Annotated in this window: 17 protein-coding genes; 2 read left to right on the forward strand and 15 right to left on the reverse strand. The window is 41.5% G+C overall.

Annotation, left to right across the window (positions count from 1 at the left end):
• Positions 1–208: 208 nt before the first annotated feature.
• The 13 genes from AFK25_RS14160 to AFK25_RS14220 all read right to left on the reverse strand — a co-directional run bounded on the left by AFK25_RS14160 (position 209) and on the right by AFK25_RS14220 (position 11722).
• A complete protein-coding gene (locus AFK25_RS14160; RefSeq protein ID WP_035064394.1) occupies positions 209–442 on the reverse strand; it encodes a hypothetical protein in 234 nt (77 codons plus the stop codon).
• Between the two features lie 10 nt (positions 443–452).
• Entirely contained in the window at positions 453–1268 is an 816-nt protein-coding gene (locus tag AFK25_RS14165; RefSeq protein WP_009361019.1) for a glycosyltransferase family 2 protein, read from the reverse strand.
• A 62-nt stretch (positions 1269–1330) separates the two neighbouring features.
• The gene (locus AFK25_RS14170) at positions 1331–2527 is read right to left on the reverse strand and encodes an MFS transporter (protein WP_035064391.1); all 1197 of its coding nucleotides are present in this window, start codon (positions 2525–2527) and stop codon (positions 1331–1333) included.
• A gap of 98 nt (positions 2528–2625) precedes the next feature.
• Positions 2626–3021: a cytidine deaminase gene (locus AFK25_RS14175; protein ID WP_019416459.1), complete on the reverse strand. Its 396-nt coding sequence runs from the start codon at positions 3019–3021 to the stop codon at positions 2626–2628.
• Between the two features lie 25 nt (positions 3022–3046).
• Positions 3047–3217: a XapX domain-containing protein gene (locus AFK25_RS14180; RefSeq protein ID WP_003397112.1), complete on the reverse strand. Its 171-nt coding sequence runs from the start codon at positions 3215–3217 to the stop codon at positions 3047–3049.
• Between the two features lie 15 nt (positions 3218–3232).
• The gene (gene deoC, locus AFK25_RS14185; protein WP_009361022.1) at positions 3233–3901 is read right to left on the reverse strand and encodes a deoxyribose-phosphate aldolase; all 669 of its coding nucleotides are present in this window, start codon (positions 3899–3901) and stop codon (positions 3233–3235) included.
• Positions 3902–3918: 17 nt separating this feature from the next.
• Positions 3919–5133, reverse strand: coding sequence for a NupC/NupG family nucleoside CNT transporter (locus tag AFK25_RS14190; RefSeq protein WP_035064388.1), 1215 nt, complete (start codon positions 5131–5133; stop codon positions 3919–3921).
• 183 nt (positions 5134–5316) lie between these two features.
• Complete coding sequence (locus AFK25_RS14195; protein ID WP_035064386.1) at positions 5317–6258, reverse strand: DNA-binding transcriptional repressor DeoR; 942 nt, start codon at positions 6256–6258, stop codon at positions 5317–5319.
• Positions 6259–6371: 113 nt separating this feature from the next.
• The gene (locus AFK25_RS14200) at positions 6372–7811 is read right to left on the reverse strand and encodes a glycoside hydrolase family 32 protein (RefSeq protein ID WP_035064384.1); all 1440 of its coding nucleotides are present in this window, start codon (positions 7809–7811) and stop codon (positions 6372–6374) included.
• Positions 7808–8773: an aminoimidazole riboside kinase gene (locus AFK25_RS14205; protein ID WP_035064381.1), complete on the reverse strand. Its 966-nt coding sequence runs from the start codon at positions 8771–8773 to the stop codon at positions 7808–7810. Before AFK25_RS14205 ends, AFK25_RS14200 begins: the two co-directional genes overlap by 4 nt.
• Before the next feature lie 36 nt (positions 8774–8809).
• Positions 8810–10180 carry a sucrose-specific PTS transporter subunit IIBC gene (locus tag AFK25_RS14210; protein ID WP_035064379.1) on the reverse strand — a complete coding sequence of 457 codons (1371 nt, stop codon included), beginning with the start codon at positions 10178–10180 and terminating at the stop codon, positions 8810–8812.
• Between the two features lie 189 nt (positions 10181–10369).
• Positions 10370–11200: a PRD domain-containing protein gene (locus tag AFK25_RS14215; protein WP_019416465.1), complete on the reverse strand. Its 831-nt coding sequence runs from the start codon at positions 11198–11200 to the stop codon at positions 10370–10372.
• 39 nt (positions 11201–11239) lie between these two features.
• Positions 11240–11722, reverse strand: a complete 483-nt coding sequence (locus AFK25_RS14220) for a PTS sugar transporter subunit IIA (RefSeq protein WP_019416466.1) — start codon at positions 11720–11722, stop codon at positions 11240–11242.
• A 214-nt stretch (positions 11723–11936) separates the two neighbouring features.
• Here AFK25_RS14220 and AFK25_RS14225 point away from each other — a divergent pair, with 214 nt between their 5' ends.
• Together AFK25_RS14225 and ald are read left to right on the forward strand one after the other, a co-directional pair.
• Complete coding sequence (locus tag AFK25_RS14225) at positions 11937–13160, forward strand: PucR family transcriptional regulator (RefSeq protein WP_033383149.1); 1224 nt, start codon at positions 11937–11939, stop codon at positions 13158–13160.
• A 120-nt stretch (positions 13161–13280) separates the two neighbouring features.
• Entirely contained in the window at positions 13281–14411 is a 1131-nt protein-coding gene (gene ald / locus AFK25_RS14230) for an alanine dehydrogenase (RefSeq protein WP_009361027.1), read from the forward strand.
• A 40-nt stretch (positions 14412–14451) separates the two neighbouring features.
• Here ald and AFK25_RS14235 read toward each other — a convergent pair whose 3' ends face one another.
• Positions 14452–15174, reverse strand: coding sequence for an amino acid ABC transporter ATP-binding protein (locus AFK25_RS14235; protein ID WP_035064376.1), 723 nt, complete (start codon positions 15172–15174; stop codon positions 14452–14454).
• Positions 15171–15824, reverse strand: a complete 654-nt coding sequence (locus AFK25_RS14240; RefSeq protein ID WP_009361029.1) for an amino acid ABC transporter permease — start codon at positions 15822–15824, stop codon at positions 15171–15173. The genes AFK25_RS14235 and AFK25_RS14240 overlap by 4 nt, the downstream gene beginning before the upstream one ends.
• Positions 15825–15837: the final 13 nt, after the last annotated feature.

The raw sequence follows: 15837 nt of genomic DNA on the forward strand, positions 1-15837 counted from the left end.
TTGCATGTTAGTAGTATGCTCCAGCCATACGAAAAATATGACTGAACGCAAAAATAAATTATAACAATTATAATTCGATATAAATTATCATATAGGAATGTTTATTTGTCAAGTAAAAACTATACAACTGTCTTAGTTTTTCGACACATTTTCTTTTTATTCCTTTTTCATAAATAAAAAACAGAGCCTTCGCAAAGACTCTGCTTTCTCACATAGCAAAAGAAAAAACGAGTAAAACAGAAACATTACATAATAGCGCAGCGACAAATAGCCATGTTTGTTTTCCTTTTTTCTTCACCATATATTCTGCAAATACGGTCGTTCCAAAAGCGAAACAAACAAACAATAAAAACGAGCTGACGCGCCCATAAAATAAGTGACGAGTAAGAAGCGGTGAAAACAAAAGCAAAAGAAATAATTGCTGAATGCTCCACCAATACATTTTCCCCCTCCTAACAATGAATAAAGTGGGCGAGACGGGAACGAAACGGTTCACCATTCCATATGACTTCGCTCGTTGCTTGTCGCTTTTGTACTTCCGGCTCTGACAAAAGAAGCCAAAAGTTTTTTGTCGGTAAATGACCAAGCAGATGTTTCTCACTTAATCGATTTAAATACATTTGTCTCGTTTCATTCATTTGCTTCGATAAATGATCGCCTTCATTCGAAAATGCATAAAGGACGCTCGCTGTCGCTACACGTTTCACACGAAACTCGTTCGCCACACGTAAAAAGAAATCCCAATCCCAATAGTTATGAACGTACGGATCAAAATATCCAATTGTATCATGAATTGTGCGCCGATACATGCTCCCTGAAGGAACATACGTCGAAAATGTACGCATTGCTTGCAAATCGAATTCATATGCAAATAAAAAGCGATCGGTCGGTATGCGCACTCCATTTTCAATACGATAATGAAAAATTTCTACGTCCGAATATACAAAATCGGCATCATTCATATTAGCGATCATTCGCTCAATGTGGCATGGCAATAGTAAATCGTCATCATCACAAAGCATAATAAAATCTTCTGTGGCGGCACGTACACCGATATTACGCGCCTCGACATGACCGACATTTTCACGCAATTCAATGAGTTCAACAGAAAGCTCCGGATATGCATCGACAGCAGCTTGCACAGATGGACCACCATCATTAACAATAATGACTTGCGTTGGTTTATACGTTTGTTTGCTTAACGACTCTAACAATTCTGCTAATGGAAGTAATCGGTTATATGTCGCAACGACTACAGAAACACCCAAAAGAAAATCCCCTTTCAAAAAAAGAAGCTACAATGATACCATTATAGCTTCTTTTCGTATGATTATGCGAGTTCTTGTTGTTTCGTTTCTTTGCCAAGGAAAAGAACAGCAAGCGCGCCGATGAAAATCGCGATACAAAAAATCGCAAAAATCATCGTGATGGCTACTTTTTGTGCGACGAGATAGCCGACGAGAAGCGGCCCTAAAATGCCGCCAATGCGTCCGAATGAAGCAGCCATTCCTGCACCCGTCGCACGAATGATCGTTGGATATTGCTCTGGTGTATAGGCATAAAGCGCTCCCCATGCCCCAAGGTTGAAAAACGATAACAATGCTCCAAACGTCATTAATGCCGCAGCTGAGTCAGCATTTCCGAAGAAATAAGCACTTAATGCGGTACCAGTTAAATAAATGATCAGTACTGCTTTTCGACCAATGCGTTCAATTAACCATGCGACGCTAAAATAACCCGGCAGCTGCGCTAATGTCATGATGAGCACGTACTCAAAACTTTTAATTAAACTAAATCCTTTCATGACCATGACGCTCGGTAGCCATAAAAACATGCCGTAGTACGAAAAGACGACTGAAAACCATAAAATCCAAAGCATTGTCGTTTGTTTTGCGTACGGTTTTGCCCAAACGTCTGCGATATTTTGCCAAACGGAACGGCGCTCCGTTTTTGTCGCCATAAACTTTTTCGAATCTGGCAAATTGATGCGCAAATAAATGGCATATAGCGCTGGTACAGCTCCTAAAATAAGCGCCATTTGCCATCCATACGCTGGAATAACGAAAAATGAAATGAGCGCTGCTAGTAACCAACCACCTGCCCAAAAGCTTTCCAATAAAACGACAACTTTCCCGCGTTCATGTGCAGCAACGCTTTCGGATACGAGCGTTGACGCAACAGGCAGTTCGCCACCAAGTCCCATGCCGATAAAAAAACGTAAAATTAAAAAGACCGTTAACGTTGTCGCAAGTGCGGATAGTCCGCTACCGATCGAAAATAATAAAAGCGTAATGATGAAAACTTGTTTTCGCCCAATGCGGTCAGCTAACAATCCAAAAACGAGCGCACCGACTGCCATGCCGATCGAATTTATACTTCCGATCCAGCCCATTTGTTCGGCCGTTAAATTCCATTCCTTTTGCAATGCAGCAATAATAAACGAAAGCATCCCTACATCCATCGCATCAAATAACCAACCAAGCCCGGCAATCCAAAGCAACTTGTTTCTTGATACGTCTTTACTCATGTCATCCCTCCGTTGTCAGCTGTCAAATTGTCTTCCTCATGATTATATTTCCTTTTTTGTTATGTATCAATGCAAAAAGCGTCGGGAAAAACCGACGCTTATCGCAAGTCTTCTTTTGAAAACGCTCCAGGAAGAAGTTCTTTTACTGTTGTTTCCTGCATATCGCCTTTCATATTCGCCAAAATGACAGGCATATTTGGATCACATAATTCAACAATGACTTGACGGCATGCGCCACACGGCGGAACTGGTCGCTCCGTATCTGCAACGACGGCTAACATCGCATACTCATGATCTCCTTCTGAGTACGCCTTAAATAAAGCTGTACGCTCAGCGCAGTTGCATAAACCGTATGATGCATTTTCGATGTTGCAGCCACCGTACACTTTTCCATCTTTCGTTAATAGTGCTGCTCCAACTTTAAACTTGGAATACGGAACGTACGCTCGCTCCCTCGCTTGTTTTGCCGCTTCAATTAACTGTTGTTTATTCATTGTTGATCATCCCTTCTTGGGCTGTTTAGTTAAAAAACGTCTTCATTAACCAATCGGCAACGACGCCACCTAAATATACGCCAAATACCCCCATCATTCCTGCCAATACAGGCGGAGCTGGCAATGGCAAACGTAAAAACTTAAACAAAATCCCGACAACAAGCCCAGCAAGTAAGCTAAGTAATACTTCTTTCATAGGTCAATGCCTCCATTAGTATGCTTCGTTTGAAGTTGTTCCTTCCATAATTGCTGGTCCAGAACTTGTACCGATACGGTTTGCGCCTGCATCAATCATCGCTTTTGCGTCCGCTGCGCTGCGCACGCCGCCAGATGCTTTTACGCCGACGTTTGGACCAACTGTTTTGCGCATTAATGCAACGTCTTCTACTGTTGCACCGCCGCTTGCGAATCCTGTTGATGTTTTAACGAAATCTGCCCCAGCGCGAACGGCAATTTCGCATGCGCGCACTTTTTCTTCATCTGTCAACAACGCTGTTTCAATAATCACTTTTGTTAAAGCTTTTCCTTTTGCTGCATCAACAACAGCACGAATGTCGCGCTCTACAAGCTCATGATCGCCGTCTTTTAACGCACCGATATTGATGACCATATCGACTTCTTGCGCACCATTTTCAATCGCTTGTTTTGTTTCAAACGCTTTTACTTCTGGTGTTGTCGCTCCTAACGGAAAGCCGATGACTGTACACACTTTTACTTTCGTTCCTTGTAAACGCTCAGCAACGAATTTCACCCATGTTGGATTCACACATACAGATGCAAATTCATATTTTTTCGCTTCTTCCACTAATTTTTCAATTTGTGCTTTCGTTGTTTCTGGTTTTAATAACGTATGATCAATCATGCTAGCAATGTTCATCATTCATTCCTCCTTGTTTTTTAAATAAACATACCCGCAATGGATGCGCTTAACAATGAAGCAAGCATACCAGCAAGGACAGCTTTTAAGCCCATGCGCGCAATGTCGCTACGACGATTTGGCGCTAAGCTTCCTAATCCACCAAGTAAAATACCCATCGAAGAAATATTAGCAAATCCACATAGCGCAAAGCTAACGATCGCTACCGTTTTTGCAGATAAATCTGGAATTTGTGGTGCGAATGATGAATACGCAACAAATTCGTTTAAAATTAATTTTTGTCCGATAAATCCGCCAGCTGTCACCGCTTCAGACCACGGTACACCAATCGCAAATGCAATAGGCGCAAAGAGGAATCCTAAAATGTTCTGAAGCGTCAAACCTTCGTAATTAAACAAATTACCGATGCCGCTAAGCAACCCATTAATTAACGCAATAAGAGCGATAAACGCTAACAACATCGCACCGATATTTAACGCTAACTTCAAACCATCGCTTGCTCCGCGCGCAGCTGCGTCGATGACGTTTGTTGATTCTTCGTCTTTTTCCATCTCAAAATGCTCATCTTCTTTAATCGGCTCTGTTTCTGGCACAATCATTTTCGCCATAACTAATCCTGCTGGCGCTGCCATGAAACTTGCCGCAAGTAAATATTCAAGCGGAACACCTAAAAGCGAGTAACCAACGAGCACAGAACCAGCAACAGATGCCAATCCCCCTGTCATAACTGCAAACAATTCCGATTGTGTCATTTTAGATAAATACGGACGAATAACAAGAGGCGCTTCCGTTTGACCGACGAAAATGTTGGCCGCTGCTGACATGGACTCCGCTTTGCTCGTTCCGAGCAATTTCGCAAGCGGACCACCGATCATTTTGATAATCCATTGCATCACACCAATGTAGTAAAGAACAGAAATTAATGCGGAGAAGAAAATGACGACCGGCAACACTTGGAACGCAAACACAAATCCAATTCCTTTTGCTGCAAACACACCACCGAACAAAAAGTTAATTCCTTCGTTCGCATAGTTAATAATGTTTGTAATACCATTTGTTAACCACTGCAATGCTGCTTTCCCTGCTTCCCATTTTAAAACGATAAACGCAAAAGCGACTTGAATCGCGAGACCACCTAAAATCGTTCGCGGATTAATCGCTTTGCGGTTGTTTGAAGAAAGAAAAGCGATCCCAAGGACAACGATAATACCAACAAGTCCCCAAACGATATTCATGTTGAACACTCCTATAAGCTGAATTTTGATTACGTAATCAATATAACAGGAAAACGAACATATGTAAACGTTAACATGAACAAATGTCAAAGAAAATTCATGGTTTCTCTAAATGTTTCTTCCTTTTTTCATAAATACATAAATAAAAGGGGGCTTTTTTCTTTTCCCCCATTTGTCGTTTCTTTATTCTTTTTCTAACAAACATTCGGCAGTAAATTGATCTGTCACTAATACGTTGGCGTATTTCCCTTTCAACGCGCCGTATATGCCAGCCACTTTATGAATGCCTCCCGCAATGACAATCGAATATTCTTTCTTTTTGAGCTCTTCTAACTCAATGCCGAGCGTGCGTGCATTGAGCTCTTCGCTACATAGTTTTCCATTTTGATCAAAAAAGCGCGAACAAATGTCACCAGCAGCTTTTGAATAAATCGTTTGTAAATCTTCTTCTGTAAAATAACCAAGCTGGAACAATAGCGACTCTGATTTAATTGGTCCGATCGTAAATACAGCAATATTCGCTTGCCGACCGAGATCAAGAATTTTGCGAATGTGGCGGTCCGCCTCCATCGCCTGCTTAACAACGACATGATCCACGATTGCAGGTAGCGGCAAATGGTGCACCGTTGCATTGAAGGCGCTTCCAAACAAGTGCAAAATATCTGACGCAAACGTATTCGTTTCGGATAAACTAACGCCACCTTTTAATTGCACAACTTTCACGTCTTTGACATGTTTATGCTTTAGCTGTAATGCAACGTGATACAACGTTGTTCCCCACGTCACACCGATCACATCGCCGTCTTTGACGATCGAACGTAAATACTCGGCGGCCTCTTTTCCTAAATATTTTTTAATAATGCCATCTTGATGTTCTGGAACCGATACAACAATTGCTTTTTTTAGATTGAACTTTTGTTCAAGCTGTTTTGCTAACTGTTGAATATCTTCAGCCGGATCGTTAATTTTAATTTCTACAATTCCTTCTTCTTTTGCTTGCTGTAGTAGACGCGACACCGTCGGCCGCGATACGCCAAGCTTTTTTGCAATGTCGTTTTGATTGTAGTCTAGTAAATAATACAATTTCGCTGCTTCAACGACTTTTTTTAGCTTATCTTGCTCCATCGCTTCATCACCTTTTATTTATGAATGAAAAAGGAGCAACCTTCCATATTTGAAGGAATACTCCCTTTTCTTTCATCATACGAAAAAAACTGAACATTTGACAAGAAAAAGTTTTAACATAATTTCCATTTAGATAAATGAAACGAAGCTTCCGCATTTGTCTGAAATGAGATATGTTCATTTTCTTCTTTCGTGAAAAACCGCGCCGTAAATACTTCTTCTCCATCATTTAAGAAAATTTCAATAGACGACGTATCGATAAACATGTGAATCGTGTGTAATTGTGATAATAAACATTGTCGTTTCTCTTTCATGCCATTTCGAGCAAAACTTTCTCTCTCTAACGTCGCAACTTTTTGTTCAAAATCATATGAAAATGAAACATTGTTTTGTATATGAATGGAAAAAACACCTTTACCATCGATCTGTTTAAGTAGCAGTTCAACCGTTTTTCCTTTTACACCATCAAATTGCCTAACTTCCTTCTGCAAGAATACATTTGGATGATGAACTTCGTCACTCCGAAGCAACTGCAACTGCTCAATCGGACGCTGATATAATTTATCTCCGATTAAAACGAGTTCACGCGGTAATGTCAATGCATGTACCCATCGATAAGCAATTGTCGGGTGCTGATCTTCGTCTTGATCTGGTACCCCCATCCAAGCAATCATCACGCGACGCCCATGCTCGTCGACCATCGTTTGTGGCGCATAAAATTCAAACCCTCGATCCAGCTCAGTAAATGTACCGTGTACATATTGTCCTGTTTCATAATTTAACTGTCCGACAAAATATCCTGCTTGATATACGTTTTGATAGTGCATGCCTTCCGGTTGCAATCCCTGCGGACAAACGATCAGTACATCTTTTCCGCTTAAACGGAATACATCTGGGCACTCCCACATGTACCCAAAGTTTCCGTCCTCTCCTCCTGCTATAGCACCGATATGCTCCCAATGCATGAGATCATCAGAGCGAAATAATACTGCCTTCCCATCTAATTGCTCGCTCTGTGCGCCAATCACCATATACCACTTGTTTTCATGCTTCCACACTTTTGGGTCACGAAAATGAGCCGTGTAACCGTCTGGGAGATGAACAACAACTCCCTTTTTCTCAAAGCGAACACCGTCACTTGATACTGCCATACATTGATACGTATGGCGTGTTCCATCATCGTCTTTGACATTCCCTGTATAAAAAAGTGTAAGTACACCATCATTGTCCACAGCGCTTCCGGAGTAGCAACCGTTTCGATCAAACCATTCGCTTGGAGCTAATGCAGGCGCTTGTCTTTCCCAATGAACAAAGTCACGCGATGTATAATGTCCCCAAAATTTTGCTCCATGTGTCGTTTGAAACGGCATCCACTGATAAAACACATGGTACGCCCCTTTCCAATAAATCAGTCCATTTGGATCGTTCATTAATCCGACAGGAGGCATTAAATGATAACGCAAACGATTTGGGTCACTTTCAACAATTGAAGCATATTTTTTTACTTCTTCTTCCGCAAGCTGTATTTGTTTTTTTTCGTTCAATGATTTCATTTCGACCAACCTTCGCGTAAAATACGTTCGACTTCATCGCGTGTTGGCAACGCTGTCATTGCTCCTTTCGTTGATGCAGCTAACGCTCCAGAAACGCTCGCAAAACGCGCCATTTGTTCAATTTCCGTAAGGGATAACGAATCAATTGTTCCTTCTCTTTCGTGCAAGCAATACAGCATGCCAGAAACGAAAGCATCACCGGCTCCTGTCGTATCAACCGCCTCTACTTTAAGCGCTGGCGTAAAGACGGATCCTTCTTTCGTAAACGCATAACTACCGTTTTCCCCTAGCGTAACGACGATGAGAGGAATATTATATGGGGCAAGGGCATCAATACCTTTTTGAATATCTTTCTCTCCCGTAATAAATGTCAACTCTTCTTCAGAAATTTTAAGTACATCTGCCTCTCTTAACATCGACATAATCATTTCGCGAGCTTGTTTTTCACCTTCCCACAAACCGAGGCGTAAATTTGGGTCATATGAAACGATCATGCCGTTTTCTTTAGCTAGCATAACAGCTCGCTTTGTAGCGCTTCGTGCTGGCTCACTAATCAGTGAGATCGAACCAAAATGAAGAATGCGATGTGTCCGAAATAACGACTCATCAATTTCTTCTTCGCATAAAAAGCGATCAGCGCTCGGGTTAATGTAAAAATCAAAGCTCCGTTCTCCGTTTTCCGCTAACGTTACAAAAACAACACCTGTGCGAACATCATCACTAAATTGAAGGAAAGATGTATTCACTCCATATGCATCAAGCGTTTCTTTTAGAAAAACGCCTAATACATCGCGACCAACTTTCCCTAGAAACGTCGATGGAACACCGAGCCGTGCGACACCAACCGCAACATTTGCCGGCGCTCCCCCTGGACTTTTTTGATACGACCGATTTGTTGCATCTAGTGGAATAAAATCAATTAACGCTTCACCAAGACTAATAATTCCTTGCTTCATCATCATTCCCTCCTACATAAAAAGGCGAGTTATTCGCTCGCCTTATTCTTCTTTAAATCCTAATATCCATGTTGCCACAAATGCTGTACCAACCGCAATTGCAAAGCCGATTAAATAGTTTATTAAGTTCGCCATCCCCATCGGTGCCACGATCGCAATCATTGGAATACCAGTTAATCCGTACGCATTTGCCACAACGTTTGTAAATACAACATACGCACCACCGACAGCACCACCGATAGCTGCTGCAATAAACGGTTTTCGATATTTCAAGTTAACCCCAAAAATAACAGGCTCAGTAATGCCTAGAAAAGCAGAAAATGCAGCTGGCAAAGCGATTTCTTTTGTTTTCGTCCGTTTTGATTTTAAAAATACTGCTAAACCCGCTCCACCTTGAGCAACGTTTGCCATTGACCAAATAGGCAATAAATAGTTTTTACCAATATCCGCAAGCAATCCGGCTTCAATCGCATGGAAACTATGATGAACACCTGTGATTACAATCATCGAATACAGACCACCGAAAATGAGGCCTGCAAGCGCTCCACCTGTGTCATATACGAAGTTTAACGTTGTTGTAATTCCTTTCCCAACTATATTTCCAAGTGGACCAATGACTAAAATCGCAGTGAAACCTGTTAAAATAACCGTAATAAATGGTGTAACAAGCAAGTCGACTGCGTGTGGAACGACTTTTCGCAAGCTTTTTTCGATTTTACTCATGACATATGTTGCAAGCAAAATTGGAATGACCGTTCCTTGATATCCAATCATTGCGATATCAAAACCGAGAAAATGCAAATACTCAGGTTCAGCACTTCCTAATCCCCAAGGATTCAACAAAGCAGGATGAGTCATAATTCCGCCGATCACTGCTCCTAGAAACGGGTTTCCCCCAAATTCTTTCGCAGCACTATAACCAATTAAAATCGGCAAAATAATGAAAGCAGCACTTGAGAACATATCAAGTAATACAATCCATGCACTATCTGGCGCTACCCATTTGAACGCCTTCATCATCCCGAGCAATCCCATAAGCAATCCGCTAGCTACAATGGCTGGAATAATTGGAACAAAAATATTTGACAACGTTTTCGCGAGACGAGCGATCGGATTCATCTTTTGCTTGACTGCTTCTTGGTGCACATCGGCACTTACGTTTTGTAAACCTGCTTCTTTGACAAACTGTTCGTATACTTTGTTGACAACACCTGTACCAAAAATAATTTGATACTGACCGGAACTAGAAAATGCACCTTTGACCCCATCAAGTTGTCCAATTGCTTGTTGATTAACCTTCTTTTCGTCTTTTAAAACAAGACGAAGACGAGTTGCACAATGAACCGCACTAATGACATTTTCTTTTCCACCAAGCAAAGACAAAAGTTGCTTTGTTATGTGTTCGTAATTCATATAAACTCCTCCTCTGCATATAAAATGATAGAAAACAAAAAGACCTAAAATGTACATACGAATGCCTTAAACATCGTCGTACATTTTAGGTCTTGCCTGCTTATGCAGTAACAATCCTACGATATTTGATTTTTTATCCGCTTTCATTTTAGCTTATTATTCAAAATTCGTCAATATTCTACAAAATGATTATTTTGTGGTTAAGCGTTGAATGTGTAGCGTAATATAAGCTAACTCGGTGACAGGAAATTGGATTCCGTATTCCTTTTTTGCATATTCAGCCATCGCAACAGCGCATGCAAACTCTCTTTCGTATTTCTTTTGAATGAGCGTTAACATCTCTTCATCCATCGAATGAAACAACTCACCGTTTTCAATTCGGTTCAGTGCAAAACGCAAATGTGTTACAAGTCTTTGGTAAGATATTCCTTCTTCGTCAATATGAACATGTAATGTTTGTTTCATCAAATCGATCATTTCTCGAATTAAAGTCGTTTGTTTTAGCGTTCTGTTCATGCTGGCTGCGTCCATTTTCGCTGTATGAATATGAAGAGCAATATGGGCAACTTCGTCATCAGGAATGTCGATACCAAGACGTTCTCGAATCAGTTGTTTTGCCCAAAGACCTATTTGATATTCTTTTTTATACAACACTTTAATTTCATTTAACAACTTATTTTGTATTTGGTACCCTTGTTGAATCCGTTCAATCGCAAATGATAAATGGTCTGTCAATGCAATATGAATATGATTGTTTAACGGTGCTTGCAATTCACCTTCAGCATGGCTAATAATTTCTTCCGCGATATCAATGTGCTCTTCTGGAAGGGTACGTAACAACTCTTGGAACTTTTCATTCTCTTCTTCCATCACAAAAATTTTTTCGATTTTTGCACGAGGTACAATATCATTTTTCTTTTTTTGAAAAGCAATTCCCGGTCCCATTACAATTTTCTCTTGCCCTTCATCCAATACAACGACAGCGTTATTGTTCAAAATTTTATGGATTCGCAACGTCATCTTCGTCCCCTTAACACCGATTGTTTTATCACATATATATTATTTCAATTTCACTTTCATTAAAACAGTACTTCCTCTTTCTGCTTGTTCTATATGCTCTCGATGACACTCGTTTACCACCTCCCCGTTTGTAATCACTACTGGGGTAAGGAGACTTTTCGCCTTTTGTTGCACAAGCGCCAAGTCAAACGACAAAAGTAAATCCCCGGCCTTCACACGATCCCCTGCTTTCACGTACGCTTCAAATCCTTCTCCATGCATATGAACTGTATCAATGCCAACGTGAATAAGAATTTCTAATCCTTCATCCGAACGCAAACCAACAGCATGTTTTGTCGGGAACACTTGTACTACTTCTCCATGAATCGGTGAAACAACGACACCATCTGTTGGCTCAATCGCAAAGCCATCGCCCATCATTTTCTGGGCAAACACAGGGTCTGGAACATTTTCAAGCGATCGTACATTTCCTGTTAAAGGGGAAACAATGACCTCTTCACGCTTACGAAACAAACGAAACATTTGAAATATCTCCTTCCTAAAGAATTATTTGGATAAAAATAAAAGACCTAAAACGCAAGAAAGAAACCTTCTTTCATCCGTTTTAGGTCTTGCCTGCAACGCAGTCACAATCCCACAATATGCGACTTTTTCACTTATAGAGTAAAGTAAGCTCTTTCATTTGTCAATATGCTACAATAATCGTAAAAACAACGTAAGAAACGGAGTGGATGTAATGAATCCTTTTGCCACTCATTTTGAAAGTTTAGAGGAGTTTGCAGATCGTGTGAGCGAGTTATTGCAATGTCCGATTACGATTGAAGATGCAAACCATCGCTTAATTGCTTATAGTGGACATGAGCATTACACTGATCCTGCCCGTACGGCAACTATCATCCATCGCCGCGTGCCAGAGCGTGTCATTAATAGTTTATGGCGTGAAGGGGTGATCCCAAAACTTTTGCAGGGTGAAGAGCCTGTTCGTGTCGCAGAAATTTCAGAAGTAGGGCTCGGCAATCGCATCGCCATTTCGATTTGGAAAAATAAAGAGGTGCTCGGATTTATTTGGGCAATTGAAATGAATGAGCCGTGGACAGAGCAACAGTTCCATTTGTTAAAACAAGCAGCGAAAGCAGCAAAAAATTTGTTGTTGCAATTGCAAATTCGCAAACATAAAAAAGAAGAGCGCATTCAAGAGTTTTTTTGGAAACTACTAACGGGGCATGTTTCCTCTCCTCACGACATCGTTGAACAATGTCACCAATTAAACGTGCATGTATATCCGTTTTTTTCTGTTGGCATTTTTCAATTTCAACAACAGATTCAAACGCAAGTGGAGCGGCAAATTGATTATTTATTAAAAACGACACAACAACTCGCTATTCCGCTTTATACGATCGACCATCAGCGGCTTATCGTGCTCGTCGCCCCAAGCTCGAACGTCTACGGGGAATCGCACATTGAGCGATTTTTTCGCTCGTTTATGACGCAAATGAAAGAGCGATTTCGCGTCGACATTATGATGGGGGCGTTCGGAAATGTATATGAGTGCTACACAAAAATTGCAAAAAGTTATGAAGAAGCACAAACGGTATTAAAAATGAAACGCGCCTTTCCTCATCAACTTGCGAATATTCAAAGCTATCAGCATCTTGGCATGTATCAATTTTTTGATTTACTTTTTGAACAAAAACGACATGGGGATTTCCACAACGTTGCGCTCGAAAAGCTGAAACAGTACGACGCACAGCATCACACCAACTTAGTGGAGACGATTGAAACGTATCTTGACTGTGACAGCAACGTCAATGAAACGGCGAAAACGCTCAATATTCATCCGAATACACTCGCTTACCGTTTGAAGCGAATAAGTGAAATTGGAAACATCGACTTAAGCAATATGAGCGAAAAAGTAAAACTATATATCGATATGAAATTAGACAAATATCGGATAACATAGCTTTTGTGGAAATCCACAAAAGCTAGTTTTTTCTTTCTCTTTTCTAAACAAACAACAAATGATAAAAAACATTTATACTGTAGATAATAACGAAAGACAACATGAAAGGGGAAACAGCACATGATTATTGGTGTTCCAAAAGAGATTAAAAATAATGAAAATCGTGTAGCGATTACACCAGCTGGCGTTATGTCATTCGTCAGCAATGGACATACTGTCATCATTGAGAAAGATGCAGGGATTGGAAGCGGTTTCACAGATGAAGCTTACGTTCAAGCAGGCGCACAAATCGTTGAACGTGCCGCAGATGTATGGGCGCAAGCGGATATGGTAATGAAAGTAAAAGAACCGCTACCAAGCGAGTACGAATACTTCCGTCCGGGATTAGTATTGTTCACATACTTACACCTCGCTGCTGAACCAGAGTTAGCGCGTGCGCTAAAAGAAAAAGGCGTCATCGCAATCGCTTATGAAACGGTACAAGTTGGTCGTACGTTACCGCTTTTGACACCGATGAGCGAAGTAGCAGGACGCATGGCAGCACAAATTGGCGCCCAATTTCTTGAAAAAACAAAAGGCGGAAAAGGTATTCTTCTTTCCGGAGTTCCAGGCGTTAGCCGCGGAAAAGTAACGATCATTGGCGGCGGTGTCGTCGGAACGAACGCAGCAAAAGTGGCGATCGGCTTAGGTGCAAACGTCACGATTATTGACTTAAGCGCAGAACGTTTACGTGAACTTGACGATATTTTCGGAAGCCAAATTAATACGCTTATGTCTAACCCAATGAACATCGCACAAGCTGTTGCGGAGTCTGACCTTGTGATCGGTGCAGTATTAATCCCAGGAGCAAAAGCGCCAAAATTAGTGACAGAAGAAATGGTCAAAGCGATGCAACCAGGTTCAGTCATCGTTGACGTAGCGATCGACCAAGGCGGGATTGTTGAAACGAGCGACCATGTAACAACGCACGACAACCCAACATATGTGAAACACGGCGTCGTTCACTACGCAGTAGCGAATATGCCTGGAGCTGTGCCACGCACATCAACACTTGCACTTACAAACGTCACAATGCCATACGCACTACAAATTGCAAATAAAGGCGTACACAAAGCGGTCGCAGACAATCCTGCATTACGCCTTGGTGTAAACGTCGCAAACGGAGAAATCACATACGAAGCAGTCGCACGCGACCTCGGTTACGACTTCGTTCCTGTTGAAGTGGCATTAGAAAAACAATTATTAGCATAAAAAAACGAAAGGTGTCCTGACAACACGGGACACCTTTTTCTTATAACACTTTAGATAAAAACGACTTCGTTCGCTCATGTTGTGGTGCATCAAAAATTTGTTGTGGTGTTCCTTCCTCTACAATCACTCCACCGTCCATAAAGAGAACGCGATCCCCGACTTCACGCGCAAATCCCATCTCATGCGTCACGACGACCATCGTCATGCCTTCTTTCGCTAGTTGCTTCATGACGGCAAGCACTTCCCCGACCATTTCCGGATCGAGCGCAGACGTCGGCTCGTCAAATAACATCACTTTCGGCTCCATCGCAAGCGCACGAGCAATAGCAACACGCTGTGCCTGTCCACCGGATAATGAATCCGGATATACTTGTGCCTTATCTTGTAAACCGACTTTCGCAAGCAACTGCATCGCTTTTTCTGTCGCTTTTTCTTTCGACCATTTGCGCACTTTCATCGGGGCGAGTGTAATATTATCAAGCACCGTCATATGCGGAAATAAGTTAAACCGTTGAAACACCATGCCAACTTCTTCACGCACTTTATTTAAATCCGTTTTCGGATCCTTTAAATGAAATCCGTCAACGATGATATTCCCCTCATCAAAATCTTCAAGCAAGTTTAAACAACGTAAAAATGTCGACTTTCCTGAACCAGAAGGGCCGATCACGACGACCACTTCTTTTTCATGAATGTGCACATCAATTCCTTTTAACACTTGTAGCGATCCGAACGATTTTTTTAAATTTGTCACTTGAATCATGCATCATACCTTCTTTCTAACCGATGTAGCAACTTGCTTAACGAGAGGGTAAGCACTAAGTAAATGAGCGCAACAGTTAAGTACGGCTCCCAGACACGATAATATTGCCCTTGCATTGCTCGTCCCCAGTACATCAGTTCAGGCGCCGCAATAATTGCCGCAAGAGACGAATCTTTAATGAGAACGATAAATTCATTGCCGAGCGGTGGGATCATTCGTTTAATGGCTTGTGGCAAAATGATGTAACGCATTGCCTGTACGTGTGTCATTCCAAGCGAACGGGCCGCTTCCATTTGACCGCGATCAATGGACTGGATGCCAGCACGGAAAATTTCCGCAATATATGCAGCCGCGTTTAAAGATAAAGAAATTGCGCCAGATACGAGCGGATTCGGTTGAGCCGTAAAAATAGGCATCACACCAAAATGAATAAGCAAAATTTGTACGAATAATGGCGTGCCACGGAAAAAATGAACGTACCAATCAAAAGGAAGACGAACGAGGCGGCTTTGAACCATTTTTCCGAGCCCGATGGCTAAACCGAGAATCGTCCCGAAAAAAATGCCAACTAACGATAAGCCGATCGTCCACAGCACTCCTTTCAAAAAAAACGGTGCATATTCAACAATCATATTGAAACGAAAATCCATCATTAATCACCTT

Source organism: Anoxybacillus gonensis, assembly GCF_001187595.1.
Lineage (GTDB): Bacteria > Bacillota > Bacilli > Bacillales > Anoxybacillaceae > Anoxybacillus > Anoxybacillus gonensis.

Coding starts and splice junctions, on each gene's coding strand:
- AFK25_RS14160 (WP_035064394.1), bottom strand. CDS start 442: ATGTATTGGTGGAGCATTCAGCAATTATTTCTTTTGCTTTTGTTTTCA.
- AFK25_RS14170 (WP_035064391.1), bottom strand. CDS start 2,527: ATGAGTAAAGACGTATCAAGAAACAAGTTGCTTTGGATTGCCGGGCTT.
- AFK25_RS14175 (WP_019416459.1), bottom strand. CDS start 3,021: ATGAATAAACAACAGTTAATTGAAGCGGCAAAACAAGCGAGGGAGCGA.
- AFK25_RS14180 (WP_003397112.1), bottom strand. CDS start 3,217: ATGAAAGAAGTATTACTTAGCTTACTTGCTGGGCTTGTTGTCGGGATT.
- deoC (WP_009361022.1), bottom strand. CDS start 3,901: ATGATGAACATTGCTAGCATGATTGATCATACGTTATTAAAACCAGAA.
- AFK25_RS14190 (WP_035064388.1), bottom strand. CDS start 5,133: ATGAATATCGTTTGGGGACTTGTTGGTATTATCGTTGTCCTTGGGATC.
- AFK25_RS14195 (WP_035064386.1), bottom strand. CDS start 6,258: ATGGAGCAAGATAAGCTAAAAAAAGTCGTTGAAGCAGCGAAATTGTAT.
- AFK25_RS14200 (WP_035064384.1), bottom strand. CDS start 7,811: ATGAAATCATTGAACGAAAAAAAACAAATACAGCTTGCGGAAGAAGAA.
- AFK25_RS14205 (WP_035064381.1), bottom strand. CDS start 8,773: ATGATGATGAAGCAAGGAATTATTAGTCTTGGTGAAGCGTTAATTGAT.
- AFK25_RS14210 (WP_035064379.1), bottom strand. CDS start 10,180: ATGAATTACGAACACATAACAAAGCAACTTTTGTCTTTGCTTGGTGGA.
- AFK25_RS14215 (WP_019416465.1), bottom strand. CDS start 11,200: ATGACGTTGCGAATCCATAAAATTTTGAACAATAACGCTGTCGTTGTA.
- AFK25_RS14220 (WP_019416466.1), bottom strand. CDS start 11,722: ATGTTTCGTTTGTTTCGTAAGCGTGAAGAGGTCATTGTTTCCCCTTTA.
- AFK25_RS14225 (WP_033383149.1), top strand. CDS start 11,937: ATGAATCCTTTTGCCACTCATTTTGAAAGTTTAGAGGAGTTTGCAGAT.
- ald (WP_009361027.1), top strand. CDS start 13,281: ATGATTATTGGTGTTCCAAAAGAGATTAAAAATAATGAAAATCGTGTA.
- AFK25_RS14235 (WP_035064376.1), bottom strand. CDS start 15,174: ATGATTCAAGTGACAAATTTAAAAAAATCGTTCGGATCGCTACAAGTG.
- AFK25_RS14240 (WP_009361029.1), bottom strand. CDS start 15,824: ATGGATTTTCGTTTCAATATGATTGTTGAATATGCACCGTTTTTTTTG.